26 protein-coding genes are annotated in these 25,084 nt (G+C 66.8%); 17 read left to right on the top strand and 9 right to left on the bottom strand.

The genetic code is table 11. From position 1 onward, the window contains the following. Positions 1-117: 117 nt before the first annotated feature. Positions 118-525: a hypothetical protein gene (locus BKG60_RS15680; protein WP_070944648.1), complete on the top strand. Its 408-nt coding sequence runs from the start codon at positions 118-120 to the stop codon at positions 523-525. Between the two features lie 68 nt (positions 526-593). Further along, positions 594-1,166, top strand: coding sequence for a hypothetical protein (locus tag BKG60_RS15675; protein ID WP_070944649.1), 573 nt, complete (start codon positions 594-596; stop codon positions 1,164-1,166). Positions 1,167-1,170: 4 nt separating this feature from the next. Here the strand turns inward: BKG60_RS15675 and coaA are convergent, their stop codons facing one another. After that, positions 1,171-2,109 (bottom strand): type I pantothenate kinase, encoded by a 939-nt coding sequence (coaA, locus tag BKG60_RS15670; RefSeq protein WP_070944650.1) that lies wholly within the window; start codon positions 2,107-2,109, stop codon positions 1,171-1,173. Positions 2,110-2,139: 30 nt separating this feature from the next. On the opposite strand from coaA, the gene BKG60_RS15665 reads away from it, so the two are divergent. From BKG60_RS15665 to BKG60_RS15615, 11 genes are all read left to right on the top strand, one after another. Then, the gene (locus BKG60_RS15665; protein ID WP_070944651.1) at positions 2,140-3,369 is read left to right on the top strand and encodes a DUF885 domain-containing protein; all 1,230 of its coding nucleotides are present in this window, start codon (positions 2,140-2,142) and stop codon (positions 3,367-3,369) included. Positions 3,370-3,697: 328 nt separating this feature from the next. After that, positions 3,698-4,015: a hypothetical protein gene (locus tag BKG60_RS15660; RefSeq protein WP_131823374.1), complete on the top strand. Its 318-nt coding sequence runs from the start codon at positions 3,698-3,700 to the stop codon at positions 4,013-4,015. A 93-nt stretch (positions 4,016-4,108) separates the two neighbouring features. Then, positions 4,109-5,587 carry a glycine hydroxymethyltransferase gene (locus BKG60_RS15655; RefSeq protein ID WP_070944652.1) on the top strand — a complete coding sequence of 493 codons (1,479 nt, stop codon included), beginning with the start codon at positions 4,109-4,111 and terminating at the stop codon, positions 5,585-5,587. A gap of 78 nt (positions 5,588-5,665) precedes the next feature. Then, a complete protein-coding gene (locus tag BKG60_RS15650; protein ID WP_070944653.1) occupies positions 5,666-6,493 on the top strand; it encodes an acyl-ACP desaturase in 828 nt (275 codons plus the stop codon). A gap of 200 nt (positions 6,494-6,693) precedes the next feature. Next, positions 6,694-8,007: an RNA 5'-3' helicase PhoH2 gene (locus BKG60_RS15645; RefSeq protein ID WP_070185475.1), complete on the top strand. Its 1,314-nt coding sequence runs from the start codon at positions 6,694-6,696 to the stop codon at positions 8,005-8,007. A 72-nt stretch (positions 8,008-8,079) separates the two neighbouring features. Beyond that, positions 8,080-8,964, top strand: a complete 885-nt coding sequence (locus BKG60_RS15640; RefSeq protein WP_070185476.1) for a polysaccharide deacetylase family protein — start codon at positions 8,080-8,082, stop codon at positions 8,962-8,964. An 82-nt stretch (positions 8,965-9,046) separates the two neighbouring features. Continuing rightward, a complete protein-coding gene (locus tag BKG60_RS15635) occupies positions 9,047-10,030 on the top strand; it encodes an Acg family FMN-binding oxidoreductase (RefSeq protein ID WP_070944654.1) in 984 nt (327 codons plus the stop codon). Positions 10,031-10,051: 21 nt separating this feature from the next. Continuing rightward, on the top strand, positions 10,052-10,498 hold the full coding sequence (locus BKG60_RS15630) for a universal stress protein (RefSeq protein WP_165617766.1): 447 nt from the start codon (positions 10,052-10,054) through the stop codon (positions 10,496-10,498). A 10-nt stretch (positions 10,499-10,508) separates the two neighbouring features. Next, positions 10,509-11,150 (top strand): hypoxia response regulator transcription factor DosR/DevR, encoded by a 642-nt coding sequence (dosR, locus tag BKG60_RS15625; protein ID WP_070944656.1) that lies wholly within the window; start codon positions 10,509-10,511, stop codon positions 11,148-11,150. A gap of 99 nt (positions 11,151-11,249) precedes the next feature. Then, the gene (locus tag BKG60_RS15620) at positions 11,250-11,672 is read left to right on the top strand and encodes a pyridoxamine 5'-phosphate oxidase family protein (protein WP_070944657.1); all 423 of its coding nucleotides are present in this window, start codon (positions 11,250-11,252) and stop codon (positions 11,670-11,672) included. A 36-nt stretch (positions 11,673-11,708) separates the two neighbouring features. Beyond that, complete coding sequence (locus tag BKG60_RS15615) at positions 11,709-13,433, top strand: sensor histidine kinase (protein WP_070944658.1); 1,725 nt, start codon at positions 11,709-11,711, stop codon at positions 13,431-13,433. Between the two features lie 78 nt (positions 13,434-13,511). On the opposite strand, the gene BKG60_RS15610 is transcribed toward BKG60_RS15615, so the two are convergent. Both BKG60_RS15610 and glpX read right to left on the bottom strand, forming a co-directional pair. Continuing rightward, on the bottom strand, positions 13,512-14,921 hold the full coding sequence (locus tag BKG60_RS15610; RefSeq protein WP_070944659.1) for a class II fumarate hydratase: 1,410 nt from the start codon (positions 14,919-14,921) through the stop codon (positions 13,512-13,514). 18 nt (positions 14,922-14,939) lie between these two features. Further along, positions 14,940-15,968: a class II fructose-bisphosphatase gene (gene glpX, locus BKG60_RS15605; RefSeq protein ID WP_070185482.1), complete on the bottom strand. Its 1,029-nt coding sequence runs from the start codon at positions 15,966-15,968 to the stop codon at positions 14,940-14,942. 55 nt (positions 15,969-16,023) lie between these two features. Here glpX and BKG60_RS15600 point away from each other — a divergent pair, with 55 nt between their 5' ends. After that, a complete protein-coding gene (locus BKG60_RS15600; RefSeq protein ID WP_070944660.1) occupies positions 16,024-16,662 on the top strand; it encodes a DUF4245 domain-containing protein in 639 nt (212 codons plus the stop codon). Between the two features lie 23 nt (positions 16,663-16,685). After that, positions 16,686-17,489 carry a dienelactone hydrolase family protein gene (locus BKG60_RS15595; RefSeq protein WP_070944720.1) on the top strand — a complete coding sequence of 268 codons (804 nt, stop codon included), beginning with the start codon at positions 16,686-16,688 and terminating at the stop codon, positions 17,487-17,489. Here BKG60_RS15595 and BKG60_RS15590 read toward each other — a convergent pair. The 4 genes from BKG60_RS15590 to BKG60_RS15575 all read right to left on the bottom strand — a co-directional run bounded on the left by BKG60_RS15590 (position 17,486) and on the right by BKG60_RS15575 (position 21,489). Then, a complete protein-coding gene (locus BKG60_RS15590) occupies positions 17,486-18,697 on the bottom strand; it encodes an AI-2E family transporter (protein WP_070944661.1) in 1,212 nt (403 codons plus the stop codon). The genes BKG60_RS15595 and BKG60_RS15590 overlap by 4 nt on opposite strands. A gap of 65 nt (positions 18,698-18,762) precedes the next feature. After that, positions 18,763-19,608, bottom strand: a complete 846-nt coding sequence (locus BKG60_RS15585) for an SDR family NAD(P)-dependent oxidoreductase (protein WP_070944662.1) — start codon at positions 19,606-19,608, stop codon at positions 18,763-18,765. Positions 19,609-19,639: 31 nt separating this feature from the next. Then, positions 19,640-20,413: an SDR family NAD(P)-dependent oxidoreductase gene (locus tag BKG60_RS15580; protein ID WP_070185486.1), complete on the bottom strand. Its 774-nt coding sequence runs from the start codon at positions 20,411-20,413 to the stop codon at positions 19,640-19,642. Next, positions 20,410-21,489 carry an NAD-dependent epimerase/dehydratase family protein gene (locus BKG60_RS15575; RefSeq protein ID WP_070944663.1) on the bottom strand — a complete coding sequence of 360 codons (1,080 nt, stop codon included), beginning with the start codon at positions 21,487-21,489 and terminating at the stop codon, positions 20,410-20,412. Before BKG60_RS15575 ends, BKG60_RS15580 begins: the two co-directional genes overlap by 4 nt. Before the next feature lie 398 nt (positions 21,490-21,887). On the opposite strand from BKG60_RS15575, the gene BKG60_RS15570 reads away from it, so the two are divergent. Next, entirely contained in the window at positions 21,888-22,154 is a 267-nt protein-coding gene (locus BKG60_RS15570) for a hypothetical protein (protein WP_234998201.1), read from the top strand. An 11-nt stretch (positions 22,155-22,165) separates the two neighbouring features. On the opposite strand, the gene BKG60_RS15565 is transcribed toward BKG60_RS15570, so the two are convergent. Next, on the bottom strand, positions 22,166-23,365 hold the full coding sequence (locus BKG60_RS15565; protein ID WP_070944664.1) for a cytochrome P450: 1,200 nt from the start codon (positions 23,363-23,365) through the stop codon (positions 22,166-22,168). 165 nt (positions 23,366-23,530) lie between these two features. On the opposite strand from BKG60_RS15565, the gene BKG60_RS15560 reads away from it, so the two are divergent. Beyond that, positions 23,531-24,094 (top strand): TetR/AcrR family transcriptional regulator, encoded by a 564-nt coding sequence (locus BKG60_RS15560; protein ID WP_070944665.1) that lies wholly within the window; start codon positions 23,531-23,533, stop codon positions 24,092-24,094. Here the strand turns inward: BKG60_RS15560 and BKG60_RS15555 are convergent. Then, positions 24,081-24,965, bottom strand: a complete 885-nt coding sequence (locus BKG60_RS15555; RefSeq protein ID WP_070944666.1) for a formylglycine-generating enzyme family protein — start codon at positions 24,963-24,965, stop codon at positions 24,081-24,083. The genes BKG60_RS15560 and BKG60_RS15555 overlap by 14 nt on opposite strands. Positions 24,966-25,084 lie beyond the last annotated feature (119 nt).

Below are 25,084 nucleotides of genomic sequence, written 5' to 3'. Positions count from 1 at the left end.
CTTTCTGAGCCGGTGCGGGGTGCCGCCGGAAGAGGTTACGGCTGTATCCCCGCACCGTGCTCCATCGCTCGAAGTGAACGCACGACAGGTAATCACCATCGCCAGAGAAGGAGAATCATGACCGCCATCACCGCCACCGCAGGCACCAGGAAGGGCACCGATGCGCTGTTGCGCCTGGCCATGCGGCTCGACGCAGTCCTCGTCGGCATCAGCGGAATCGCACTGCTGGCTGCCGCCGGGTATTTCGCCGATCTCACGGGGCTGCCGAAATCCGTCGAGTACGGCGTCGGCATCTTCTCGGTCGTCTACGGCATCGCGGTGTTCGCCCTGGCCGGCATCGAGCGGGTGCGCCCGGCGGGCATCGGCACCGTGATCGCCAACGCGGCCTGCACGGTGATCGCCCTGGTCGCCGTCTTCACCATGGCGCTGACCACCGCGGGCGTGGTGGTCGTCATCGGGGCCGGCATCTACACCCTGGCGATGGCCGAACTGCAGTACGTCGGGGTCAAGCGCATCGCAGCCTGATCGTTGGCATGGTGCCCAGAACCCCAAGGGTTCTGGGCACTCGGCCGGGTGTGGCCGATAATCGTCGAGTGGAATTGCGCTGGGCAGCAGAGCACACCGAGCGACTTCGGGCCGTACGGGTCGGCTGGGACGGGGCCGAAGTAGGCGCACCGTGTTTCCCGCCGGACTGGGCTACCGAAGCTCGCGACATCGATCTGCTGCGCGTCGCCGCCAGGTTCGGAGCCTGTGCCGCAGGCGAATATCCCTACCAGCGGCCGCCGGCCGACCATGAGTATTCGTTCTTCGTCGAGACCGTGCCGGAGTCGGGTCCATTCGTCTTCACCGATCAGCACCGCACCCTGCTGGCCAACATGAGCTGGGAATTGTCCGATCCGTATTTCGACGATGAGGTGCCCGGCTGCGATCCGAAGCGGCCATATGGCGACTTCACCTTCTACCAGCTGGAGATGGCGCTGCACCTGGGTCTGATCCCCCCGAAGAAACCCGAGGGGGAGGATCCGATGACTGCCGAACTGGTCACTGCGATGACCGACCTGCATCAACGTATGCAGCCGGCGCTGCAGGTGTTCCTGCACCATTTCGAGATCGCCGCCGGGCAGCAGTTCGCCGGCAACGAGTGGGGTGGCTGGGAACGCGCCTGAGCGGCTACAGCTTGCGCAGGCGCAGCCGGTTGATCGAATGGTCGGCGTCCTTGCGGAGCACCAGGGTGGCCCGCGGCCGGGTCGGCAGAATGTTCTCGATCAGGTTGGGCCGGTTGATCGAATGCCAGATGTCACGCGCGGCGAACACGGCCTGTTCATCGGTCAGCGTCGAGTAGTGGTGGAAGTGTGAGGCCGGATCGGCGAACGCCGTCGAGCGCATCGTCAGGAAGCGCGAGATGTACCACTGCTCGATGTCCTCGATGCGCGCGTCGACGTAGACCGAGAAGTCGAACAGGTCCGAGACCATCAGCGCCGGCCCCGTCTGCAGGACGTTGAGCCCTTCCAGGATCAGGATGTCCGGGTGCCGCACCACCTGCTGCTCACCTGGCACGATGTCGTAGAGCAAGTGTGAATACACCGGCGCGCAGACTTCGTCGGCACCGGATTTCACCGCGGTGACGAACCGCATCAACCCCCGGCGGTCGTAGCTCTCCGGGAACCCCTTGCGATGCATGAGGTTCCGGCGGTGAAGCTCCTTGTTGGGGTAGAGGAATCCGTCGGTGGTCACCAGATCGACCCGGGGGTGATGACCCCAGCGCGCCAACAGGGCCTGCAGCACACGGGCGGTGGTCGACTTCCCGACCGCGACGCTGCCCGCGACGCCGATGACGAACGGCACCGGCCGGTCCGGATTCTGCTGCGGCTCACCGAGGAACTCGGCCGTCGCGGCGAACAGCCGCTGCCGTGCGGCAACCTGCAGGTGGATCAACCGGGCCAGCGGCAGGTAGACCTCTTCGACCTCGAGGATGTCGAGCTTCTCGCCCATACCCCGCAGGCGCAGTAGTTCGTCCTCGGTGAGTTTCAGCGGTGTCGACATGCGCAGTGCACGCCATTGACTTCGGTCGAACTCCACATAGGGGCTCGGCTCGCTGGGCCGCGGCATTCGGTCAGTCTTGCACTTACGGTTGTGGGCATGACTGACGGGATGGACATACGGGCCGACTCCGGGACCGGTTCCGACGCCTTCGTCCGCGAGTACCTGCTCCTCGGGCTGCGCTTCGACCGCGTCGAGGACGGCTACGTCGACTCTTTCACCGGCGACCCGCAACTGCGCCGCGCCGTCGAGAACGAGCCCGCTCCCGATCCGGCCGAGCTGGCCCGGCAGGCCGACCGGTTGCTCACCCAGATTCCCGACGATCTCGACCCCGACCGCGCCGAATACATCGCCGCGCATCTGCGCGCGCTCAACTGTGCGGGCCGCAAGTTCGCCGGTGAGCAGGTCGGCTTCGTCGACGAGGTGCAGGCCTATTTCGACGTGCGGATCAGCAAGGGCGACCCGGAGAAGTATCGCCAGGCGCATGCCAAGCTCGACGAGGCGCTCGGCGGCACCGGCCCGCTGGCCGGCCGAATCCAGGCGCACCGCAGCGGAGACGAGATCCCGCCGGCCCGCCTGGAGGAGTGCATCCACGCGTTCTCGTCGGCTCTTCGGGACAGGGTGCGCGCGGAGTATCCGCTGCCGGAGACTGAGACCATCACCTATGAGGTGGTCACCGACAAACCGTGGTCGGGGTTCAACTACTACCTGGGCGACTACAAGTCCACGGTCGCGGTCAACGCCGATCTCAAGCAACAGATGGCCAATCTGCCCCGGCTGGTGGCCCACGAGTCCTACCCGGGCCATCACACCGAGCACTGCCGGAAAGAAGCCGGCCTGGTGGCCCGCGACGGCGAACTGGAACAGACGATCTTCCTCGTCAACACCCCGCAATGCCTGATGGCCGAGGGCCTGGCCGACCTGGCGTTGCATGCCATCATCGGGCCCGGCTGGGGCACGTGGGCCGCCGGTATCTACGCCGATCTGGGGTTGCGGTTCGACGGGGAGCGCGCCGAAGCGATTTCCGAGGCGATGGCCGGGTTGGCCGACGTGCGCCAGGACGCGGCGCTGATGCTGCACGATGAGCATCGCGACGTCGACGAGGTCGTGGAGTTCCTCAAACGCTGGCTGCTGGTCAGCGATGATCGGGCCCGCCAGACGCTACGATTCCTGTCTTCGCCGTTGTGGCGGGCCTACACCAGCACCTACATCGAGGGTTACCGGTTGCTGCGGGCGTGGTTGGACGACCGGCCCGAGGGCGCGACCCTGATCCAGCGGTTCGGCCGGCTGCTCGATGAGCCGCTGATCCCGTCGACGCTGCGGGCATAGCCACGCTTGCGGCTGAAGGCAAACTCTCTGGCCTGAATTCAACGGCAAGATCGAACGCATGGCCGGCGGGTGGGGTCCCTCCCTGCGCGGTGGTTTGCTGACGGCTGCACTTGGCATTCGTTGCTGCTGGCTGAGTGCGTGTCTCGGACGTCGACTTCTTCCCGGGCCTCCCAGGATATGGCTGTTGACAGCGCAACTACTGACCTTGATCGGTGCTGAGGATTCAGGGTCGGCGCTACTCGAAATGTTTGTTCAACGCCTTTGCTGGAGCGTAAAGTATTTGCTGAGCATCACGGCTGATGGAACCGGGTGGCAGCGAGGAGCCGACATGGCTACAGCGGGGATGAAATCAAACCGAGCAAAGGTGATGGCCGGTGTGGTCGTTGCGGCGGGCTCCCTGGGGCTGGCCGGACTCATCGGACCCGCGGCGATGGCCAGTGCCGATCCCGTCGTCATTTTGAATGGCGAAGAGCTCGACCCGCCAAGCCTCGTCAGCCCGTGGCCCGGTGGGGCGTGGGCGGGCCATGACTGGAGTGAAGGGTGGCCGGGTGGTGCCTGGGCCGGCCATGACTGGAGCAAGGGGTGGCCCGGGGGCGGCTATGCCAACGGCAAGGCCGGCGGCGCTTGGAACCACACCGCCGACTGATCAGCGCTGATCCCGTCGACCCAGGTCGCCTGCGACGCTGTCCAGGGCCGGGCCCGATCAGCGGCCCCAACCGGCCCGACTAGGCTAAAAGCCATGGCAGCAGACTCGTCATCCACTTTGCCCGCGGCTTCCGGCGCTGATTACGCCGAGACCTCAAGCGCCGCCTATCAGGCCGCATTGCAGGTCATCGAATCCGTGGAGCCCCGGGTCGCGGCAGCCACCCGCAAAGAGCTTGCCGATCAACGTGATTCGCTCAAGCTGATCGCCAGCGAGAACTACGCCTCCCCGGCCGTGCTGCTCACCATGGGCACCTGGTTCTCCGACAAGTACGCCGAAGGCACCGTCGGGCACCGTTTCTACGCAGGCTGCCAGAACGTCGACACTGTCGAGGCGCTGGCCGCCGAGCACGCCCGCGAACTGTTCGACGCCCCCTACGCCTACGTCCAGCCGCACTCGGGCATCGACGCCAATCTCGTTGCCTACTGGGCCATCCTGGCCACCAAGGTGGAGGCCCCCGGCCTGGCCGAGCTCGGCGCCAAGCACGTCAACGACCTGTCCGAAGCGGATTGGGAGACCCTGCGCAACAAGCTGGGCAACCAGCGTCTGCTCGGCATGTCCCTGGATGCCGGCGGGCACCTGACCCACGGCTTCCGGCCCAACATCTCGGGCAAGATGTTCCACCAGCACAGCTACGGCACCAACCCCGAGACGGGCTTTTTGGACTATGACGCGGTGGCCGCGGCTGCCCGCGAGTTCAAGCCGTTGGTGCTGGTCGCCGGCTACTCCGCCTACCCGCGCCGGGTCAACTTCGCCAAGATGCGCGAGATCGCCGACGAGGTCGGCGCCACCCTGATGGTCGACATGGCGCACTTCGCCGGCCTGGTCGCGGGCAAGGTGTTCACCGGTGACGAGAACCCGGTGCCGTTCGCACACGTCACCACGACCACCACGCACAAGTCGCTGCGCGGTCCGCGTGGCGGCATGGTGCTGGCCACCGAGGAATTCGCGCCGGCCGTGGACAAGGGTTGCCCGATGGTGCTCGGCGGGCCGCTGAGCCACGTGATGGCGGCCAAGGCGGTCGCCCTGGCCGAGGCCCGTCAGCCCGCGTTCCAGTCCTACGCCCAGCAGGTCGCCGACAACGCGCAGGCGCTGGCGGACGGCTTCGTCAAGCGCGATGCGGGTCTGGTCACCGGCGGCACCGACAACCACTTGGTGCTGCTCGACGTGCGCTCCTTCGGGCTGACCGGCCGTCAGGCCGAGTCCGCACTGTTGGACGCGGGCGTCGTCACCAACCGCAACGCCATCCCGGCCGATCCCAACGGCGCCTGGTACACCAGCGGCATCCGGCTGGGCACCCCGGCGCTGACGAGCCGCGGATTCGGCGCCGACGACTTCGACCGCGTGGCCGAGCTGATCGTCGAAGTGCTGTCCAACACAACTCCGGCGGAGGGCCCGGCAGGGTCTTCCTCTAAAGCCAAGTACAAGCTGGCCGACGGCACGGCCGAGCGCGTGCACGCGGCCTCGGCCGAGTTGCTCGACGCCAACCCGCTGTACCCGGGACTCACCCTCTGAAAGTCTTCTGAGTCGGGCCGCCGTGACACACGGCGGCCCGACTTTTAGAAACATGTAAACCCGGGTTACAGTTACCTCATGGCACAGAAACCTGTCGCTAACGCGCTGACCTTGGAGCTCGAGCCCGTCGTCGATGCCGAGCTGCGTCGCCACCTGGATACCGAGGTTCTCTGGTACGCGCACGATTACGTGCCGTTCGACCAGGGCGAGAACTTCGCCTTCCTCGGTGGCCGGGACTGGGATCCCTCGCAGGTAACCCTGCCCAAGACCATCACCGACGCCTTGGAGATCCTGCTGATCACCAAGGACAACCTGTCCGGCTATCACCGCGAGCTCGTCGAGCACTTCATCCTCGAGGACAAGTGGGGTCGCTTCCTGGGCCGCTGGACCGCCGAGGAACACCTGCACGCCGTCGCCCTGCGCAACTACCTCGTCGTCACCCGTGAGATCGACCCGACGGCCAACGAGGATGTCCGCGTCGAGCACGTGATGAAGGGTTACCGCGCCGACAGCTACAGCCAGATCGAGACGCTGGTGTTCATGGCGTTCTTCGAGCGCGCGCACGCGGTGTACACGCGCAACCTGCGGGCACAGATCACCGAGCCGGTGCTGGGCTCGATGGTGGACCGCATCGTCACCGACGAGGAGCGCCACGAGCTGTTCTTCGCCAACCTGGTGTCGCACCTGCTGAGCACCCATCGTGACGAGACCGTGGCCGCCATCGCGGCCAGGGCCCGCGAACTCGACGTGATCGGCGCTGACATCGACGCGTACCAGGACAAGGTGGCAGTCGTGGCCGAGGCCGGGATCTTCGACCGGGCTGCCCTGTCGCAGGTCATCTCCGACCGGATCGCCGCCTGGGGCCTGGCAGACGAACCCCGGCTCCAGGAGTTCATCAACACGTAACGCAGCGGGCGTCATACACGCGGCGCGCCAGCCAGCAACCCCGCCACCGCGGGAGTAGCGTCGGATCCGATGGCTAGCGACATGCTCTGCTGTCCGGACGGTACCGATCGGTTAGATCTCGAGAGGACCGGCTCCGGTCCTGGTGCCGCAGTGTCCACCGAGCAACTCGTGTGGAGCCGCGCGGGTTCTAGGAGCGCCACGTGACTGATACTCCTGTCCGTACCTATGTGCTCGACACATCCGTGTTGCTGTCCGATCCATGGGCATGCTCCCGGTTCGCCGAGCATGAAGTGGTGGTCCCGCTGGTCGTGATCAGCGAGCTGGAGGCCAAACGGCATCACCATGAGCTGGGCTGGTTCGCCCGCCAGGCGCTACGGATGTTCGACGACCTGCGTCTTGAGCACGGTCGGCTGGATCAGCCGATTCCTGTTGGGGCAGAGGGCGGTACGTTGCAGGTCGAGTTGAATCACATCGACCAGTCGGTATTGCCGACGGGCTTCCGCACTGAGACCAACGACACCCGGATCCTCGCGTGTGCGGCCAACCTGGCTGCGGAAGGCAAGCACGTCACGCTGGTGAGCAAGGACATCCCGCTGCGCGTCAAAGCCGGCGCGGTGGGCCTGGCCGCCGACGAGTATCACGCGCAGGATGTCGTGGTGTCCGGTTGGACGGGCATGACCGAGTTCGACGTGGCGGCAGAAGATATCGACAAGCTGTTCGCCGACGGCGAGGTTGATCTGGCCGAAGCTCGGGATCTGCCCTGTCACACCGGAATTCGGTTGCTGGGCGGTAGTTCGTCGGCGCTCGGGCGGGTCAATGCCGAGAAGCGGGTGCAGTTGGTGCGTGGTGATCGCGAAGTGTTCGGCCTCCGGGGAAGGTCAGCCGAACAACGCGTAGCCCTCGATCTACTGCTCGACGAATCCGTCGGCATCGTCTCGCTCGGCGGCAAGGCCGGGACCGGCAAATCCGCGCTGGCGCTGTGCGCCGGCCTGGAAGCGGTGCTGGAGCGCCGAACTCAGCGCAAGGTCGTGGTGTTCCGCCCGCTGTACGCGGTCGGTGGACAGGATCTCGGCTACCTGCCGGGCAGTGAGAGCGAGAAGATGGGTCCGTGGGCCCAGGCCGTCTTCGACACCCTCGAAGGGTTGGCCAGCCCGGCGGTGCTGGAGGAGGTGCTGTCCCGCGGAATGCTGGAAGTGCTTCCGCTGACCCACATTCGGGGTCGGTCATTGCACGACTCGTTCGTGATCGTCGACGAAGCACAATCACTGGAACGCAACGTGCTGCTGACCGTGTTGTCGCGGCTCGGTGCGGGCTCACGGGTGGTGCTGACCCACGACGTGGCCCAACGTGACAACCTGCGGGTGGGCCGCCACGACGGCGTCGCGGCGGTGATCGAGAAGCTCAAGGGCCACCCCTTGTTCGCCCACATCACGCTGCAGCGCAGCGAACGCTCGCCGATCGCCGCGCTCGTCACCGAGATGCTGGAGGAGATCAGCCCCGGCGCCCTGCCCTGAGTGATTTGTGCACCTCCCGTGACGGTGGACGTTGCGGGAGGTGCACAAATCGCAGGCCGGTAGGCTGCCGGGGTGGCGTGGCTCCCGAACAACCAGGCGTGGCGATGGACGTTGGTCGGCGTGACCGCCGCGGTCGTGGTCGTGGTGGTGGGGGCGCTGACCGGCCACATCTACCGCGACGGCCCCGATGACGTGGATTGCTCGAAGGAAAAGTGCATCGCCCTGACCTTCGACGACGGGCCCGGCCCGTACACCGACCGGCTCCTGCAGATCCTCAAGGACAACGACGCCAAGGCGACGTTCTTCGAGATCGGCAACAAGGTCGCCGCCAATCCCGAGGGTGCCAGGCGCGTGGTCGAGGCCGGCATGGAACTGGGCAGCCACACCTGGGAACACCCCAACATGACGACCATCCCGCCCGAGGAGATCCCGGCGCAGTTCAGCAAGGCCAGTGACGCCATCGAGGCCGCGACGGGCCAGCGGCCGAAGCTGGTGCGCACCGCCGGCGGGCTGATCAACGATCAGGTGCTGGCCGAGGCCCGCAAGCAGGGACTGGCCGACATCAACTGGGATGTCATCCCGTTCGACTGGGCCAACGACGCCAACACCGCCGCGACGCGCTACATGCTGATGACGCAGATCAGACCGGGTGCTGTCGTACTTTTTCATGACACCTACTCGTCGACCGTGGATCTGGTGTACCAGTTCATCCCGGTGCTCAAGGCCAATGGCTACCACCTGGTCACCGTGAGCCACATGCTCGGCGAGCGCGAGCCGGGCACCAGTTACGGCAGTCGGGAGAACGGCCCGCCGGTGCCCCCGGCCGAGGCGCTCAAGGACATCCCACCGGAGCAGATCCCCTCGCTGCCTGCCACACCGTCGCCCGCGCCGATGCCGAACTTCCCGATCACCGACATCCCGGGGGCGAACTCGGGCGGGCCGAACAACGGGGCGTGAGACGCGGCGTGAGACGCACATCGCGGCAGGTTGAGGACCAAAGACCCTAACCGACGGGCTCGAGCACGACGAGGCTTGAAGCATGCCCGACACGATGTTCGATACAGCGACCCTCACCCGCGCGGTGCAGCTGGCATCGCGCGCGCCCTCTCTGCACAACACCCAACCGTGGCGGCTGGTGGCTGAACGCGGCTGTGTGCACCTGCATCTGGACCCCCACCGGGTGGTGACCGCGACCGACCGGTCCTCACGTGAAGCGGTCATCAGCTGCGGTGTGCTGCTGGACCACCTGCGCGTCGCGATGGCCGCGGCCGGCTGGGCCACCGCCGTCGATCGCTTCCCCAACCCCAACGACTTGGATCATCTGGCGACGCTTCAGTTCTCACCGATGGACTTCGTCACGGATGCTCACCGCCGGCGCGCGGACGCAATTCTGGCGCGGCGTACCGATCGCCTGCCGATGACCCGGTATGCGGATTGGGATGCCTTCGAGGGCCTGCTGCGGGCGCGGTTGGACGACGGCCCGGTACATCTGGATGTGCTCACCGACGACATGCGCTCAACCGTGGCCGAGGCCGCTGCGCTGACCGAGTCACTGCGGCTCTACGACACGGCTTACCACGCCGAGCTAGCCTGGTGGACAACGCCGTTCGCGACCGAAGACGGTATCCCGCAGAGCGCCCTGGTGTCGGCGGCCGAGAATGAGCGGGTACCGGTGGCACGCACGTTCCCGGTGACCGCGCATGATGACCGCCGGCCGGAGGTTCGCGAGGATTCGGCCACGTTGGTGGTGCTGTCCACCGACGGCTACAGCCGCGCGGACGCACTCGACGCAGGTGAGGCCCTTTCGGCGCTGCTGCTGGAGTGCACACTCTCTGGCCTGAGCACCTGCCCGGTGAGTCACCTGACCGAACTGCACGCCAGCCGCGACATCATCGGCAGCCTGATCGACCGTGATGCCTGCCCGCAACTCCTGGTCCGCATCGGTATCGCCCCGACGATCACCGATGCTCCGCCGCCCACCCCGCGTCGCGCTGTCGACACCTTCTTGACCTTCGAATCCTGACCTTCGAAAAAGGAGATGACCATGACCGACACCCTGCTCGACCCTGCCGTCACAGCTACCGGCGCCGGTGCGGCCGTCGTTGTCGAAGCCGACGGCCGCACCGCCAGCAACGATGCACTGCACACCGCGATCGACGAGGCTGTCCGGCGGGGGGCGCCGCTGCGGGTGCTGACCACCTGGGGAGCCCGGCACCGCGAGATGTATGACGCGACCGCCGTCGCCGAGCGTGACCGGTTGTCCGCGGCGCAGCTCGAGCGGCGCCTGGCCCGCGCGCTGAAGCGCTGCCCGAACCTCGACGTGCAGAGCATCGACGGCTACGGCGGCGTGGCGGAATACCTGACGGCACATCCGGATTCGGCCCAGGTGTTGGTGTTGGGGGCAGATCATCCCGATGCGGCCGGGTTGCAGACGGTGCTGGCGGGCACGGGTTGCGCGGTGCTCACTTGCGATCGGCGCCATCGGTTGTGAGACTCGGAGGATGATCAGAGTTTTTCTGGTCGACGACCATGAGGTGGTTCGGCGCGGGCTGATCGACCTGCTCAGCGCCGACCCGGAGCTGGACGTCGTCGGCGAGGCAGACTCGGTGGCCCAGGCGCTGGCCCGGGTACCGGCCCTCGTGCCTGACGTCGCGGTGCTCGATGTCCGGTTGCCCGACGGCAACGGCATCGAGCTGTGCCGGGAACTGTTGTCGCGCATGCCCGATCTGCGTTGCCTGATGCTGACGTCGTTCACCTCTGACGAAGCCATGCTGGACGCCATCCTGGCCGGTGCCAGCGGATATGTGGTCAAGGACATCAAGGGCATGGAACTGGCCCAGGCGATCAAGGATGTCGGGGCCGGGAAGTCGCTGTTGGACAACCGTGCCGCCACCGCACTTATGGCCAAACTGCGCGGCGACGCCGAGCGGTCCGACCCGCTGGCCGGGCTGACCCAGCAGGAGCGGGTGCTGCTGGACCTGTTGGGGGAGGGGCTGACCAACCGGCAGATCGCGGCCCGGATGTTCCTCGCCGAGAAGACGGTGAAGAACTATGTCTCGCGATTGCTGGCCAAGCTGGGCATGGAACGCCGCACGCAGGCCGCGGTGTTCGCCTCCAATCTCGACCGTCGCAATCAGCCGTAATCATCAGTGATGCCAGGGTCTTTGGTCCCTGATGGGCAAGACTTTCGCCCATGGTGCGATGACCTGCGCGGCAATAGCGTCGTCGTTATGCGAATCGGAATGTCAACGCGCAGTGAGCCGGTCGAGCTTCTCTCGGAGCGTGAGTGCTGGGATTTGCTGGGTGGCATGTCGCTGGGCCGCCTCGTCACCGCGGTGGATGACGAGGCGCACATCTTCCCGGTCAACTTCGTGGTGCAGAACCGCACCATCCTGTTTCGGACCGCGGCCGGGACGAAGCTCATCAGCGCAGCCATCAACAACCAGGTGTTGTTCGAAGCCGACGATCACAATGCGGCCGAGGGCTGGAGCGTGATCGTGCGAGGCATTGCACGGACCCTGCGCGACGATGAGGAACTGGAACACGCCGGCCGGGCACAGTTGCTGCCCTGGACGGCGATGTCGAAGACTCACTACGTGCGGGTGTCACCGGTCCGGGTCACCGGCCGTCGGTTCCGATTCGGACCCGAACCGGATGCGCGGTGACGACGAGCTTGGTGCGCTGCATCCGGTAGTGCCAGCATGGTGGACGTGACTGGTCACGGTGCGCGGCCCGACGACGAACAGCGGACTCCGCCGTTGCGCGACACTCTGTCGCAGCTGCGGTTGCGCGAACTGCTCACCGAGGTCCAGGACCGGGTAGAGGAGATCATCACCGGTCGCGACCGAATCGACGGACTGGTCGAGGCCATGCTCGCCGTCACTTCGGGCCTGGATCTCGAGGTCACGCTGAGCACCATCGTGCGCACCGCGATCGAACTCGTCGACGCCCGTTACGGCGCGCTGGGTGTCCGCGGCGACGACCATGAGCTGACCGAGTTCGTATACCAGGGCATCGATGACGCAACCCGGGCTGTGATCGGACATCTGCCCGAAGGCCGGGGCGTGCTCGGCGTCCTGATCGACGATCCGAAACCTATCCGTCTCGACGACATCCACCAACATCCCGCTTCGGTCGGGTTCCCGCCCAACCATCCGCCCATGCGGACCTTTCTCGGTGTGCCCGTGCGCATCCGGGGCGAGGTGTTCGGGAACCTCTACCTCACCGACAAGACCAATGGGCAGCCGTTCAGCGAGGACGACGAGGTGCTGGTGGAGGCCCTGGCCGCGGCCGCGGGGGTGGCGGTGGAGAATGCCCGGCTCTATCAGCTGTCCCGCGATCGTCAGGCTTGGATCGCGGCCACCCGCGACATCGGTACCGAATTGCTCGGCGGCACCGATCCGGCCACGGTGTTCCGGATGGTGGCTGACGAGGCGCTCAAACTGACCGGCGCCGACCGCATCGTGGTCGCCGTGCCGGGCAGCGAGGTCCCCGCCGGTGGGGCTGATGCGTTGGTTGTGGCCGCCACCGCGGGCAGCCCGACCACGATCGACTCGATTCCGGTGGGCCGGACGGCCACCGAGGATGCGGTGAGCGTCGCGTTCCGCGATGGCACACCGCACCGGCTGGACCGCCTCGAGCTGGACGGTTCGGGTGGGCCGGCGCTGGTTTTGCCGCTGCGCACCGTCGACACCGTCGCCGGCGTCCTGGTGGCGGTACGCGCGGATGGTTCCCGTGCTTTCACCGCCGAGCAGCTCGACATGGCCGCGGCCTTTACCGATCAGGCCGCGCTGGCCTGGCAGCTGGCCAGCTCACAGCGCAGTGTGCGGGAGCTGGAGATCCTGGCCGACCGCGACCGCATCGCCCGCGATCTGCACGATCACGTGATCCAGCGGCTGTTCGCGGTGGGCCTGTCGCTGCAGGGCACGATCCCGCGCACGCAGTCACCGGAGGTCCAGCAACGGCTTTCCGCCACCGTCGATGACCTGCAGGCGGTGATCCAGGAGATTCGGACGGCGATCTTCGACCTGCACGGTGCACAGGCGGGTACGACGCGGCTGCGGCAGCGGCTCGATGAGGTGATCGCTCAGTTCGCCGACGCGCCGATCCACACCAGCTCGCGGTTCGTCGGCCCGTTGTCGGTGGTCGACGCGACCCTGGCCGATCATGCCGAGGCGGTGCTGCGGGAGGCGATCAGCAATGCAGTACGGCATTCGGGCGCAACTGAACTCAGCGTTCTCGTCGACGTTGCCGACGACTTGTCGGTCGAGGTGTCCGACAACGGTTGCGGGATCGCTGCCGAGGTCACCGAGAGCGGCTTGGGTAACCTACGGGCTCGCGCGTTGGACGCGGGGGGCCGGTTCACCATCACCGACCGGCCCGGCGGAGGCGCCGTGCTGCATTGGGCCGCACCGCTTCCCGAGTAGCGTTATCTGGCGAGCAGACGTAAATGTCCCCGACACGCCGGGCGTGCGGGGACATTTACGTCTGCTCGCGCAGAGAAATTACTCGCCGTCCGTCACCTTCGCCATGGCGAGCACGTCGAGGCGCTTGTCCAGCTCGGCCTCACTCAGCTTGTCGCCGATCAGGCCGCGGTCGATGACCGTCTGGCGGATGGTCTTCTTCTCGGCCAATGCCTGCTTGGCGACCTTGGCGGCCTCCTCATAGCCGATGGCCGAGTTCAGCGGCGTCACGATCGACGGCGACGACTCGGCCAGGGTGCGCAGGTGCTCCTCGTTGGCCACCAGGCCGTCGACGCACTTCTCGGCGAACAACCGAGACACATTGCTCAGCAGGGTGAACGACTCCAGCACGTTGCGCGCCATCATCGGGATGTACACGTTGAGCTCGAATGCACCCGAGAGACCGCCGACGGTGACGGCGGCATCGTTGCCGATGACCTGCGCGGCCACCTGGGTAACCGCCTCGGGCAGAACCGGATTGACCTTGCCCGGCATGATCGAGCTGCCCGGCTGCAGGTCCGGCAGCTGGAGCTCGCCCAGGCCGGTCAGCGGGCCCGAACCCATCCAGCGCACGTCGTTGGCGATCTTGGTCAGCGAAGCCGCGATGGTCTTGAGCGCACCGGACGCCTCGACCAGCCCGTCGCGGGCCGCCTGGGCCTCGAAAGAGTCTGACGCGGTGCGCAATTCGGCCAGGCCGGTCTGGTTGACCAGCACCTCGACCACCTTGGCGCCGAAGCCGTCGGGTGCGTTGAGCCCGGTGCCCACCGCGGTGCCGCCGATGGCCAGCTCACCGAGCCGGGGAAGCGTCGCGCGCACCCGTTCGATACCGGCCTCGATCTGGCGGGCGTAGCCGCCGAACTCCTGGCCCAGCGTCACCGGCACCGCGTCCATCAGGTGGGTACGACCGGACTTGACCACGGTCTTCCACTGCTTGGCCTTGGCGGCCAGTGACTCGTGCAGCACCTCGAGTGCCGGAATCAGGTGGCGCACAGCGGCTTCGGTGGCGGCGATGTGGGTGGCCGTCGGGAACGTGTCGTTGGAGCTCTGCGACATGTTCACGTCGTCATTCGGGTGCACGGTCACGCCGTTGCGGGCGGCGATCGAGGCGATCACCTCGTTGGCGTTCATGTTGGAGCTGGTGCCCGAGCCGGTCTGGAACACGTCGATCGGGAACTGATCGTCGTGCTGGCCGTCGGCGATCTCGCCGGCGGCGGCGATGATGGCGTCGGCCTTCTCGGGGGCCAGGCGACCCAGGTCCTTGTTGACCTGCGCGCAGGCCGCCTTCAGCAGGCCCAGCGCCCGGATCTGGGTGCGTTCCAGGCCGCGGAACGAGATCGGGAAATTCTCCACAGCCCGCTGGGTCTGTGCCCGCCACAGGGCATTGGCCGGCACCCGGACCTCACCCATGGTGTCGTGCTCGATGCGGTATTCGACAGCGTTGTCGGTGCTCATGCGTGCCTTTCTAGCGAGTTACGGGAGCGGGTAGGCGGCGGTCTTGTCGCCGGTGAAGTCGATGGCGGAGTACTCGTTGAGCTTGGCCAGACGGTGGTAGGCCTCGATCATCCGGACGGTGCCGGACTTGGACCGCATCACGATGGACTGGGTGGTGCAGCCGCCGGGGTAGTACTGCACGCCCTTGAGAAGGTCGCCGTCGGTGACGCCCGTCGCGCAGAAGAAGACGTTCTCACCCGAGACCAGGTCCTCGGTGGACAGCACCTGGTCCAGGTCGTAGCCGGCGTCGATGGCCTTCTGGCGTTCGGCGTCGTCGGTGGGGGCCAGCTGGGCCTGGATCGCGCCGCCCATGCAGCGGATGGCGGCCGCGGCGATGATGCCCTCGGGCGTACCGCCGATACCGGCCAGGATATCGGTGCCCGAGTTGGGGCGGCAGGCCGAGATCGCACCGGCGACGTCGCCGTCGGTGATCAGCCGGATGCGTGCGCCTGCGGCGCGGGTGTCCTCGATCAACTGGGCGTGCCGCGGCCGGTCCAGGATGCACACCGTCAGGTCACTCACCGAGGCGCCGCGCACCTTGGCCACCCGGCGGATGTTCTCGCCGATCGGGGCGGTGATGTCGATGGCGTCGGCGCTGTCGGGGCCGACGGCGATCTTGTTCATGTAGAACACGGCCGACGGGTCGAACATCGCGCCGCGTTCGGAGACGGCCAGGACCGAGATGGCGTTGGGCATGCCCTTGCTCATCAGGGTGGTGCCGTCGATCGGGTCGACGGCGAAGTCGCATTCCGGCCCGTCGCCGTTGCCCACCTCTTCACCGTTGTAGAGCATCGGGGCTTCGTCTTTCTCGCCCTCACCGATCACCACGACGCCGCGCATCGACACCGAGTTGACCAGCTCGCGCATGGCGTCGACGGCTGCCCCGTCGCCGCCCTCTTTGTCGCCGCGGCCGACCCAGCGGCCTGCAGCCATGGCGCCGGCCTCGGTCACCCGGACGAGTTCGAGGGCAAGGTTGCGATCCGGGGCTTCTCCCCGCGTGGGACTCATGGCCCAGATTGTCCCAGAACGTGGTCAGCGTTTGGGAGCTGGGATACTGACGAGCATGTCCTCCGAGCCGACGCCTCAGCCAACCCCGGTCCCGAAGCCGGAGAAGTCGCGGTTGCTGCAGGACGGCCGGGATATGTTCTGGTCGATGGCCCCGCTGGTCCTGGCCTGCATCGTATTGGCCGGCCTGTTGGGCATGTGCTCGTTCCAGGCAGGTGGGCCCGGGGCGGGTCCGCCGCCGGAATTCGATGCACCGGCCGCCTTGCAGGCCGATGCCGACGCTCTGAAGATTCCCATCCGGCTGCCGCAGCTGCCCGAGGGCTGGCAGCCCAACTCCGGCAGCCGGCACGGGATCGACGGCGGGCTCACCCTGCCCGACGGTCAGCACGGCCGTGCGGTGTCCTCGCGCATCGGTTACCTGGCGCCCAGCGGCAAGTACCTCAGCCTGACGCAGAGCAACGCCGACGAGGCGGCCCTGGTGGCCTCGATCAAGCCGGATTCGTATCCGTCCGGCACCCAGGATGTCGACGGGGTGACCTGGGTGGTTTACGAGAGCAGTGACCCGGAGCCGGTGTGGACGACGAAGCTGAGCGGACCGGCACAGGTCGCGATCACCGGCGCCGGTGGTACTGATGAGTACCGTACGCTGGCCAGTGCGACGCAGAAGCAGTCGCCGCTGCCGATCAAGAGGCCGTGACGCACTAACGGATGGAGCCCGTGTTGACGTCGCCAGTTGCAGATCTCTCCGGGTGGACCGCCGCCCCGTTCACCGCCGCCGATCAGACCTACGACGTTTACCGCAAGGGCAAAGGGCCTGGCGTGGTCCTGATCCCCGAGATTCCCGGCCTGCATCCCGGTGTGCTCGCACTGGGTAATCACCTGGTGGACAACGGCTTCACCGTCGCCGCCCCGTCACTGTTCGGCACCCCGGGCGCGGCCGCGGTCCGTCCGGGAGCCATCCCGGTGATGGTGAAAGCCTGCGTGACAAAGGAATTCGCAGCGTTCGCGACGAACGCCGACCGCCCCGTCGCGCATTACCTGCGGGCCCTGGCCCGCGATCTCAACGCCAACACCCCCGGTAAGGGCGTCGGCGTCATCGGGCAGTGCTTCACCGGCGGGTTCGCGCTCGCGGCCGCGGTGGATGACAGCGTGCTGGCCCCGGTGCTGAGCCAGCCCTCGGTGCCGATTGCGCTGACCGCCGCGCAGAAGCGCGATCCTGGCCTGTCGGAGGCCGAACTCAAGATCGTCGAACAGCGCGCCGCCAACGACGGCCTGTGCGCGCTGGCCCTGCGGTTCAGCCAGGACAAGCTGGCGCCGGGGGAGCGGTTCGCCACCCTCAAGGCCCGGCTCGGCGATGCTTTCGAGGTCATCGAGATCAACTCGAAGAAGGGCAACCCGGACGGTCTGTCGGCCTCAGCGCACTCGGTGCTGACCGATCAGGTGCGTGAGGTCGACGGGCATCCGGCCTACGAGGCGCGCAAGCGGGTGGTGGCGTTCCTTACGGAGCGGCTCGGCGCAAATTAGGCGGGGGCGCGTCCGTCCGACTCGGCCTCGGCTTTCGGTTCGGATTCGGCCGGGGGCACGTCGGGCTTGCCCCCGAGCCGCTTCTGGAACCACTCCCAGACGCGTCGCCACGGCCGTTGGCCCGGTTCGTCGGGTTCGGTGGTCTCCAGCTCGACGCCCTTGAAGACCGCCAGGTACACGCTGACGGTGGTGACGATGATGATCATCAGCACGGGGCCGATCACCAGGCCGAAGAATCCGAACATCGAGATGCCGGCGAACACCGCGAGCAGCATGAGGGCGGGGTCCAGGCGGGCGGCTTTGGGCACCAGCCATGGGCGCAGCACGTTGTCGATATTGGTGACGACGAGCAGATGGAATGCCACCACGAAGATTCCGCCGATGATGTTGCCGAAGAACATCATCCCGATGCCGAACGGAATCGTGACGATGCCACCACCGAGCGGGATCACCGACAGCGCGGTCAACAGGATCGCGAACACGAAGAACCCGTCGTGGAATCCGGCGATGTAGATCGAGATGGCCCCGGCCACACCCTGGCACAACGCGATCACGAACTGGCCCTTGACGGTTCCCTTGACCATCGCGCCGGTCTTGGCCAGGTACAGGTCGGTGATCTCCTCGCCGAGCGGGTTCAGTCTGCGGATCAGCGTGGCCATCTCGGCGTTGTTGACCAGCATCGAGATGAACACGTACAGGAAGATGATCGAGGCGGTGATCGCGCCGACCATGCCACCGACCGCTCCCTGCAGAATGCCCAGCAGCCATTCTCCGAGGTGCTGCGAGAGCTTGACCACGGTGTCGCGCAACGAATCTGCGGTGAGATGAATGTCGAGGAACGGCACCCGCTCCAACAGTGAGTTGAGCAGTTGCAGGGCCCGGTCACCGAGTGTGCTGACGTCGGTCTCGGCGATCCAGGTGCTGACCATGTTGACGAGCTGGGTCACCTGGACGATGGCCATGAACACCACCAGCGCCACCGGGATGATCACCATGAGAATGGCGACGAGGACCGTCAGCGTGGCCGAGAGCCCAGTGCCCAGGCGGCGCTGAAACCGTTGGTAGAGCGGGGTGAACAGGTAGGCGCCGACCGCGGCCATCACGATCAGGACGAAGAAGCCGCGCAGGAAATAGGCCCCGAGCAACAGGGCCAGCACGGTGAAGATCGCGAGCGCGCGCTTCTGGGTGAGCGTGAACTGGTCTTTCATTTCCGCGCCTTCCCGCCGTTGCGCTGACCCTATCGCCACGCTGACGTGACGGTCGGCATTGAGCGTCACTCCAGAGTGACGTTCGAGCCCTGGGCTGAGCGGTGGGCGGCCTGGCCGGCCCGTTGTGCGGCGACGAACCGCATCGAAAGACGCTGCATCAGTCCGGGTGCCAGCCGGGCGAACAGCCAGGAGGCATGGGCGCGACGGGGTTTGACCAGGATGGCCTTGTTGCGCTCGATGGCGCGCAGGGTGTCGGCGGCCAGCCGGTCGGCGTCGTAGGCGGTTTTGACCCCCTGGCCCTGCAGGAAGTAGTCGCGGCCGACGAAACCGCCGACCGCGCCCTTGTCCAGGATCGGGGTCTCGACCGCGGCCGGGCAGACCGCCAGCACGCCCACGCCGTGCGCGGCCGCCTCCGAACGCAGTGCCAGCGACATCCCGACGACGGCGTGCTTGGTCATCACATAGCTGGTGAGCTGGCCGGCGGCGGCCAGGCCGGCCATCGATGCGGTGTTGACGATGTGGCCGTGGCCCTGCCGGATCATCTGCGGATAGGCCGCCGCGACGCCGTGGACGACGCCGCGCACGTTGACGTCGATGATGGCGTTCCACTGGTCCAGCGTCAGCAGTTCGGTGTCACCGCCCCAGACGATGCCGGCGTTGTTGAACATCAGGTCCAGCCGTCCGGCCCGGTCGACGACACCGTCGACCGCGGACTGCACGGCGGCCGCATCGGTGACGTCGAGGCGGGCCGATCGGGCACCGAGCGCCGCGGCGGTACGGGCCGCCGCGGCCTCGTCGACATCGGTGCAGAGCACCTCGGCGCCGGCGCCCACCAGCGCGCGGCACAGGGCCGCGCCGATGCCGGATCCGGCGCCGGTGACGATGGCCTGTTTACCGTCGACCGAGTTCATGCGCGATCCGCCTCCGGCTTCTCGCTGCGCGTCACGCCTGGGCCAGCTTCATGACATGCCCGAGAATGTCCGGATAGCGCTTGAGGTGCGCGCCGCCGTTGAGATCGAGTACCTCGCCGGTCAGCCACGACGCCTGCGGTGAACACAGGAACACCACGGCCGCGGCGATGTCCTCGGGGGTGCCGCTGCGACCCAGCGCGGTGTTCTCGACGTACTCCTCGACCACGCCGGGGATCATCGCCGCGGGATCGGTCAACGGGGTCTTCACGAATCCCGGAGCGATCGCGTTGACCCGGATGCCACGCGGTCCCATTTCCAGTGCAGCCACCTGCGTCAGCATCGACAACCCGGCCTTGGCGGCGCAGTAGGCACTCATGCCGGCCGCCGGCTGGCGCCCGTTCAGAGAGGAAATCGACACCAGCACACCGCCTTCGGGCAGATTGCGGCCGGCGTGTTTGGCAACGATGAACCCGCCGTTGAGGCAGACGTCGACGACAGAGCGGAAGTCTTCGACCGCCAGGTCGGTGATCAGACCGACGTTGCTGAAGCCCGCGCAGTTGACCACCACATCGATCGGGCCGACCGCCGCAACATCTTCGAACAACTTCTGCACCGCACTCTCGTCGGTGACCTCGACGTAGAAGCTGGTGTGCGGCTCGCCGAGTTGCGTGGCTCGGGCGGCGGCACCGTCGGCGTCACGGTCGGCCACCACGATGCGGCAACCGTCGGCGGCCAGCGCCTGCGCACTGGCCCAGCCGATCCCAGAGGCTCCTCCGATGACGATCGCTACCCGCTGCCTGCTCATGCATCACTCCCGTCCGGGCTGTGGTCGCCCCACTTCTTGTCGATCGCCTTCCACGGATCGGCCATCTGCCCCGGATAGTCCTTGTAGGCCGACTTCGACCGCAGGAACGCGCGGATGAACGGTGCCGCCAGGGCGATCGGGAAGCGTTTCCACCCGGCATTGGCCCTGGTGTCGGCCAGAAGCTGCGGCCAGGAGTGGTGCTGGAAGCCGAGTACCTGCTGTGCCCGGGTGGTGTCCATCCAGTCGGTGGCGAACCAGGCGCCGTCATCGTCGGGGTTGCCGGGCCGACCGATCGGCAGGCCGCCCTTGATCCCCATCGCGGCGGCCGCCTGCGAGCCCACCGCGGACTGGATGTGCCGGTGCGTTTCAGCGTCGCCGCCGATGAGCAGTACCTCGTGGTTGGCCTTTTCGGTTCCGACCGTGGTGGCGGCGACGAACGCCGCGGCGACGTCGCGCACGTCGACGGTCTGCAGCCGCCCGTCGGCGGGCAGCACGCTCTCGAACGAGATGAGGTCGACGTCCATGTCCAGGCTGAACTCGGAGCTCATCACCCCACCGAGACGCAGGATCAGCCAATTCAGCTTCGAGGCCCGGACCAGCGCCTCGGCCTCGACCTTGTGCGCGCCGTAGATGTCGGACGGGTTGACCGGGGTGTCGGGGGTAAGCACGTCGTCGATGTGGTGCGGGTTGCGGGCGCCGTAGACGGCGATGCTGGATGCCTGCACGAACCGCGGCGGCACCGGCTGGGCCTCGGCGGCACTCAGCAGGGAGGCGGTGGCCTCGACGTTGACCTTCCTGGCCAGGCCGCGGCGCATGTAGCAGAACGGCGGGATGATCGCGGCGAGGTGGATGATCGCGGCCGGTGCGACGGCCGCCACCAATGCGTCTACGGCGGAGGCGTCGGTGAGATCGGCCCAGCGCACCTGTACCGCGGACGGCAGGGCGGCTGCGGCTTTGCGGTTCGCGGGCACGTCGAGATCGGTCGCGACGACTGCGCGCCCCTCTGCGGCCAGTGTCTTGACGACAGCCGAACCGACCAAACCGAACGCGCCGGTAACCAAAACAGCGTCGGACATAGACCTCCTCGCTAGAACGTGTTGCAACCCTAGCGAATGCCGGTGTGGTGTGTGTCACCACGATTCGCACCCGATCCGGCAGTGCGTGGAGGGCCCTTCGCCGGGGATCGGCCAGCAACCGCGACCTGGGCTTCTTGCTGGGGTACTACGGGACCCGGCGAATGTTGCTGGGGTTGCCTGAAAAGCATTGTTCGATGGCGCCGTCAATAGTTGTGTGTGACTGGGCTCACGCTGCGCCCTTTGGTGTGATGCATTTGCCGGAACGGTCGTTGTTGGCGGATTTGGAAATTTGCCCGAGACCTATGCAAGGTGTGGCTGTAGGTATCGGTGAAAGTAAGCCAATCGCAGGCGGGTGTGATGTACTCGGTTGCACGCGTCAGTAATTGGGGAGGTGTGGGATGTCCGAAGATGTCGTGACGGGGGTTAACGACAGCGACTCCGGCGAAATTGCCGAAGAAGTTGCTGTGGGGTCCTCGGTAGTGGTGTATCCGGGCACTGACGAAGAATTGCACGGCACTGTCGTGGAAGATTTCGCCGACTTGGCCGGGACCGCGGTCGAGGTCGCCGGAGAGCGAATCGTCGGACCGGCACGGCGGTGGGCGGTCAATCTCGACGACGGTGGCCTGGTGTTCGTCGACGACGACAGCATCGCGCTCGCTGCCTGAGGTCGGGTAGTTCACTGCACGCTCAGCGGAAGCTGACGTAGCCGGCGCACCAACAGGCTGGGCTGCCATTCGGCGTCGCCGGCCGGGCGGATCGTTCTGCCGGTGGACAGGAGCGTCGCGATCACGATGCGGGCTTCGAGCCGGGCCAGGGCCGCGCCGAGGCAGAAATGGCCACCCTTGCCAAATGCCACGTGATTCTTGATGTTCGGCCGTCCGAGCCGAAATTCGTTCGGGTTGTCGAACACCGTCTCATCGCGGTTGGCCGCGCCCCACATCAGCAGTAGATGGCTGCCTGCGGGCATCGCGACGCCTGCCAGTTCGGAATCGGTGGCCACATGCCGGTAGTGGCCCCGGAACGGGGACTCGAATCTCAGCACCTCCTCCAGGAACTGCCCGATCAACGTGGGGTCCTGTCGCAGCCGCTCGGCGAGTTCGGGCCGGCGGCTCAGAATCAACACGGCACTGCCGATCAACGATGCGGTCGATTCCGCACCCGCGCCGACCAGCTGAATCAGCATGAACACTGCAGCGTCTCGGGAGACCCGCTCGGCCTCGCTGTACGCCGCGAGGTCGCCCAGCAGGTTCTGGCCGGGATTTGCCAATGCTGCGCCGAACTGTTCGGTCAGGTATCCGCCGAGTTCGACGGCCGCGATCCCCGACGCGGTCAGTTGTTCGGTGTCGACCAGTCCGTCGAGCAGTTGAGTGCTGGCGTAGGCCCAGGTCACCAGTCGGTCCACATCCGCGGCCGGCAGTCCCAGCAGCCGGGCGACCACCAGCATCGGCAGCCGATCGGCCAGGGTTGACATCCACTCGAATTCTCCGCTCGCCCCAGCCAGCAGGTCGGCGGTGAGGGTGACGATGAAGGGTTCCAGTTCGGCGATCCGTTTGGCCGCCATCCGGGGCAGCACCATCTTGCGGTGGGCGGCGTGGACCGGGTCGTCGGCGGTGGCCAACACGTGGATTTCGGCGCCCGGTTCACCCATACCGAATGCGGAGACGGTGCCGTCGGGTTGGGACCACATGGTCGCGGTCAGATTCGACGAGAAGTCTTCGGTTCGGGCAGTGGCTTCGATGACGGCGTCGAACCCCGTCACCACGAAGAACGGAGAGTCGCCCACTTGTGCCACCGGTGTGTGCGCCCGTAGCCGGTCGTAGAGCGGATACGGATCCTGCAGGCAAGCCGGTTCGAACAGTTCGTGTGCCAGAAGCATTTGCCCAGGTTGACTGGAGGTTATGGGCGAGTCAACGAAGCTCGGACAGGTTGATAACGGCCGCTGGGGATGGGAGTGAGGGGGCGTCTCAGTGGGGTGCGTTGACCTGCGGAGTGATTGAGAAAGATCCGGTAATCTGTCTCATCATGCGATAAATTCGTATCTATGTCTCCCAAGGGCGCGGACTGGTTGGTCGGCGGCGACCGCCGCGCCGAAGCCGCCGAGCGGATCTACGCCGCGGCCGCTGAGATGGCCGCGCGTGATGGGTTCGACGCGCTGGACATCGACGCGCTGGCCGCCCGGGTGCACTGCTCGCGGGCGACGATCTACCGGCATGCGGGCGGCAAAGCGCAGATCCGCGACGCCGTGCTCGCGCGGTTGGCGGCGTCGATTGTCGCGGAGGTGCGTCGGGCGGTTGCCGGCATGACCGGATCCGAACGTGTGTTGGCCGCGATTACCGTTGCGCTGCAGCGTATTCGCGCCGATCCGCTGTTCGCGCTGCTGCTCGGCTCACTGCGCAGTGGGGGCGCGATGGCGGATCTGACGCAGTCGCCGGTGCCGGCCGCGTTCGCCACCGAACTCACCGGGCTGGCCGAGGACGATCCGGTGGCCGCGGCGTGGATCGTGCGGCTGGTGTTGTCGTTGTTGGTCTGGCCCGGTGCCGGTGACGCGGCCGAACGAGAGATGTTGGAGCGCTTCGTCGCGCCGGCCTTCGTCAGGACCGCCTGACACATCGAAAACCGATGTGGCTCATACCGGTATCGACCATTTGCGGCCGCCGCGCGGCCGGGCGGTAGCGCATGCAGTAGCTGTCGGCACACAGGAACGAGCCGCCTTTGATCACCTTGCGACCTATCTGGAACTGCGGCTGGTTCGGGTCGTAGGTGTCGGCGGCGCAGCACGGCGTGGTGGTCCGGTCCTCGCCATACCAGTCCGTGGTCCACTCCCAGACATTGCCGGCCATGTCGAACAGGCCGTAGCCGTTGGGGGCGCAGCTGCCGACCGGTTTCGTTGTGCCATAACCGGTGTCGGGCAGGTACGGGAATTCGCCATGCCAGTAGTTCGCCAGACGCTGGCCAGGCTGCTCCGGCTCGTCACCCCACGTGTAGGCCGCACCGGCGATGCCGCCGCGGGCCGCGGTCTCCCACTCGGTCTCGCTCGGCAGTTCCAGGCCCGCCCAGTGCGCATATGCGGCGGCATCGTCAAAGGCAATGTGTACCACGGGATGCTGTTCGCGTCCCTTCAGTGACGAGCGAGGCCCGCGCGGGTGGTTCCAGCACGCCCCGGGTGTCCATGCCCACCATTGGTTGATGTGGCGTAGGTCCACCGGGCCGGCCGTGCGCTGGAACACCATGGAGCCGGGCACCAGGTTTTCCGGTGGGGCGCCGGGGAAGTCCTGCGGGTCGACCGGCCGCTCGGCGACCGTGACATAGCCGGTGGCCTCGACGAATTCGGCATACTCGGCGTTGGTCACCTGATGGCGCTGGATCCAGAAGCCCGCCGTGCTCATCTCACGCACAGGTGCCTCCTCGGGGTAGTGCGCGTCAGAGCCGAGGATCGTCGTCTGTGCCGGGATCCAGACCAGGTCGGCTCCGGTCACTAGGGCACCATCCTTATTGCGGGCCTTGTTGAGAGGTTCGTGGAAGGGACTCGGCGGGGGCCGAGGTGACGGCCAGCGTCGGTCGCTCGTAGAGGGCCTGCATGACACCGCCGCCCTCG

Source organism: Mycobacterium syngnathidarum, from assembly GCF_001942625.1.
GTDB lineage: Bacteria > Actinomycetota > Actinomycetes > Mycobacteriales > Mycobacteriaceae > Mycobacterium > Mycobacterium syngnathidarum.
Note: the sequence above shows the minus strand (reverse complement) of the source record. Positions and strands in the feature narration are given on the sequence as shown.

What these genes read in the sequence shown, in the direction of transcription:
- BKG60_RS15655 (WP_070944652.1), top strand. Translation starts at nt 4,109, where the DNA reads ATGGCAGCAGACTCGTCATCCACTTTGCCCGCGGCTTCCGGCGCTGAT.
- BKG60_RS15565 (WP_070944664.1), bottom strand. Translation starts at nt 23,365, where the DNA reads ATGCTTCTGGCACACGAACTGTTCGAACCGGCTTGCCTGCAGGATCCG.
- BKG60_RS15635 (WP_070944654.1), top strand. Translation starts at nt 9,047, where the DNA reads ATGCCCGACACGATGTTCGATACAGCGACCCTCACCCGCGCGGTGCAG.
- BKG60_RS15585 (WP_070944662.1), bottom strand. Translation starts at nt 19,608, where the DNA reads ATGAACTCGGTCGACGGTAAACAGGCCATCGTCACCGGCGCCGGATCC.
- BKG60_RS15660 (WP_131823374.1), top strand. Translation starts at nt 3,698, where the DNA reads ATGGCTACAGCGGGGATGAAATCAAACCGAGCAAAGGTGATGGCCGGT.
- BKG60_RS15560 (WP_070944665.1), top strand. Translation starts at nt 23,531, where the DNA reads ATGTCTCCCAAGGGCGCGGACTGGTTGGTCGGCGGCGACCGCCGCGCC.
- BKG60_RS15600 (WP_070944660.1), top strand. Translation starts at nt 16,024, where the DNA reads ATGTCCTCCGAGCCGACGCCTCAGCCAACCCCGGTCCCGAAGCCGGAG.
- BKG60_RS15570 (WP_234998201.1), top strand. Translation starts at nt 21,888, where the DNA reads ATGTCCGAAGATGTCGTGACGGGGGTTAACGACAGCGACTCCGGCGAA.
- BKG60_RS15650 (WP_070944653.1), top strand. Translation starts at nt 5,666, where the DNA reads ATGGCACAGAAACCTGTCGCTAACGCGCTGACCTTGGAGCTCGAGCCC.
- BKG60_RS15615 (WP_070944658.1), top strand. Translation starts at nt 11,709, where the DNA reads ATGGTGGACGTGACTGGTCACGGTGCGCGGCCCGACGACGAACAGCGG.
- BKG60_RS15580 (WP_070185486.1), bottom strand. Translation starts at nt 20,413, where the DNA reads ATGAGCAGGCAGCGGGTAGCGATCGTCATCGGAGGAGCCTCTGGGATC.
- coaA (WP_070944650.1), bottom strand. Translation starts at nt 2,109, where the DNA reads ATGCCGCGGCCCAGCGAGCCGAGCCCCTATGTGGAGTTCGACCGAAGT.
- glpX (WP_070185482.1), bottom strand. Translation starts at nt 15,968, where the DNA reads ATGAGTCCCACGCGGGGAGAAGCCCCGGATCGCAACCTTGCCCTCGAA.
- BKG60_RS15590 (WP_070944661.1), bottom strand. Translation starts at nt 18,697, where the DNA reads ATGAAAGACCAGTTCACGCTCACCCAGAAGCGCGCGCTCGCGATCTTC.
- BKG60_RS15680 (WP_070944648.1), top strand. Translation starts at nt 118, where the DNA reads ATGACCGCCATCACCGCCACCGCAGGCACCAGGAAGGGCACCGATGCG.
- BKG60_RS15630 (WP_165617766.1), top strand. Translation starts at nt 10,052, where the DNA reads ATGACCGACACCCTGCTCGACCCTGCCGTCACAGCTACCGGCGCCGGT.
- dosR (WP_070944656.1), top strand. Translation starts at nt 10,509, where the DNA reads ATGATCAGAGTTTTTCTGGTCGACGACCATGAGGTGGTTCGGCGCGGG.
- BKG60_RS15610 (WP_070944659.1), bottom strand. Translation starts at nt 14,921, where the DNA reads ATGAGCACCGACAACGCTGTCGAATACCGCATCGAGCACGACACCATG.
- BKG60_RS15575 (WP_070944663.1), bottom strand. Translation starts at nt 21,489, where the DNA reads ATGTCCGACGCTGTTTTGGTTACCGGCGCGTTCGGTTTGGTCGGTTCG.
- BKG60_RS15665 (WP_070944651.1), top strand. Translation starts at nt 2,140, where the DNA reads ATGACTGACGGGATGGACATACGGGCCGACTCCGGGACCGGTTCCGAC.
- BKG60_RS15620 (WP_070944657.1), top strand. Translation starts at nt 11,250, where the DNA reads ATGTCAACGCGCAGTGAGCCGGTCGAGCTTCTCTCGGAGCGTGAGTGC.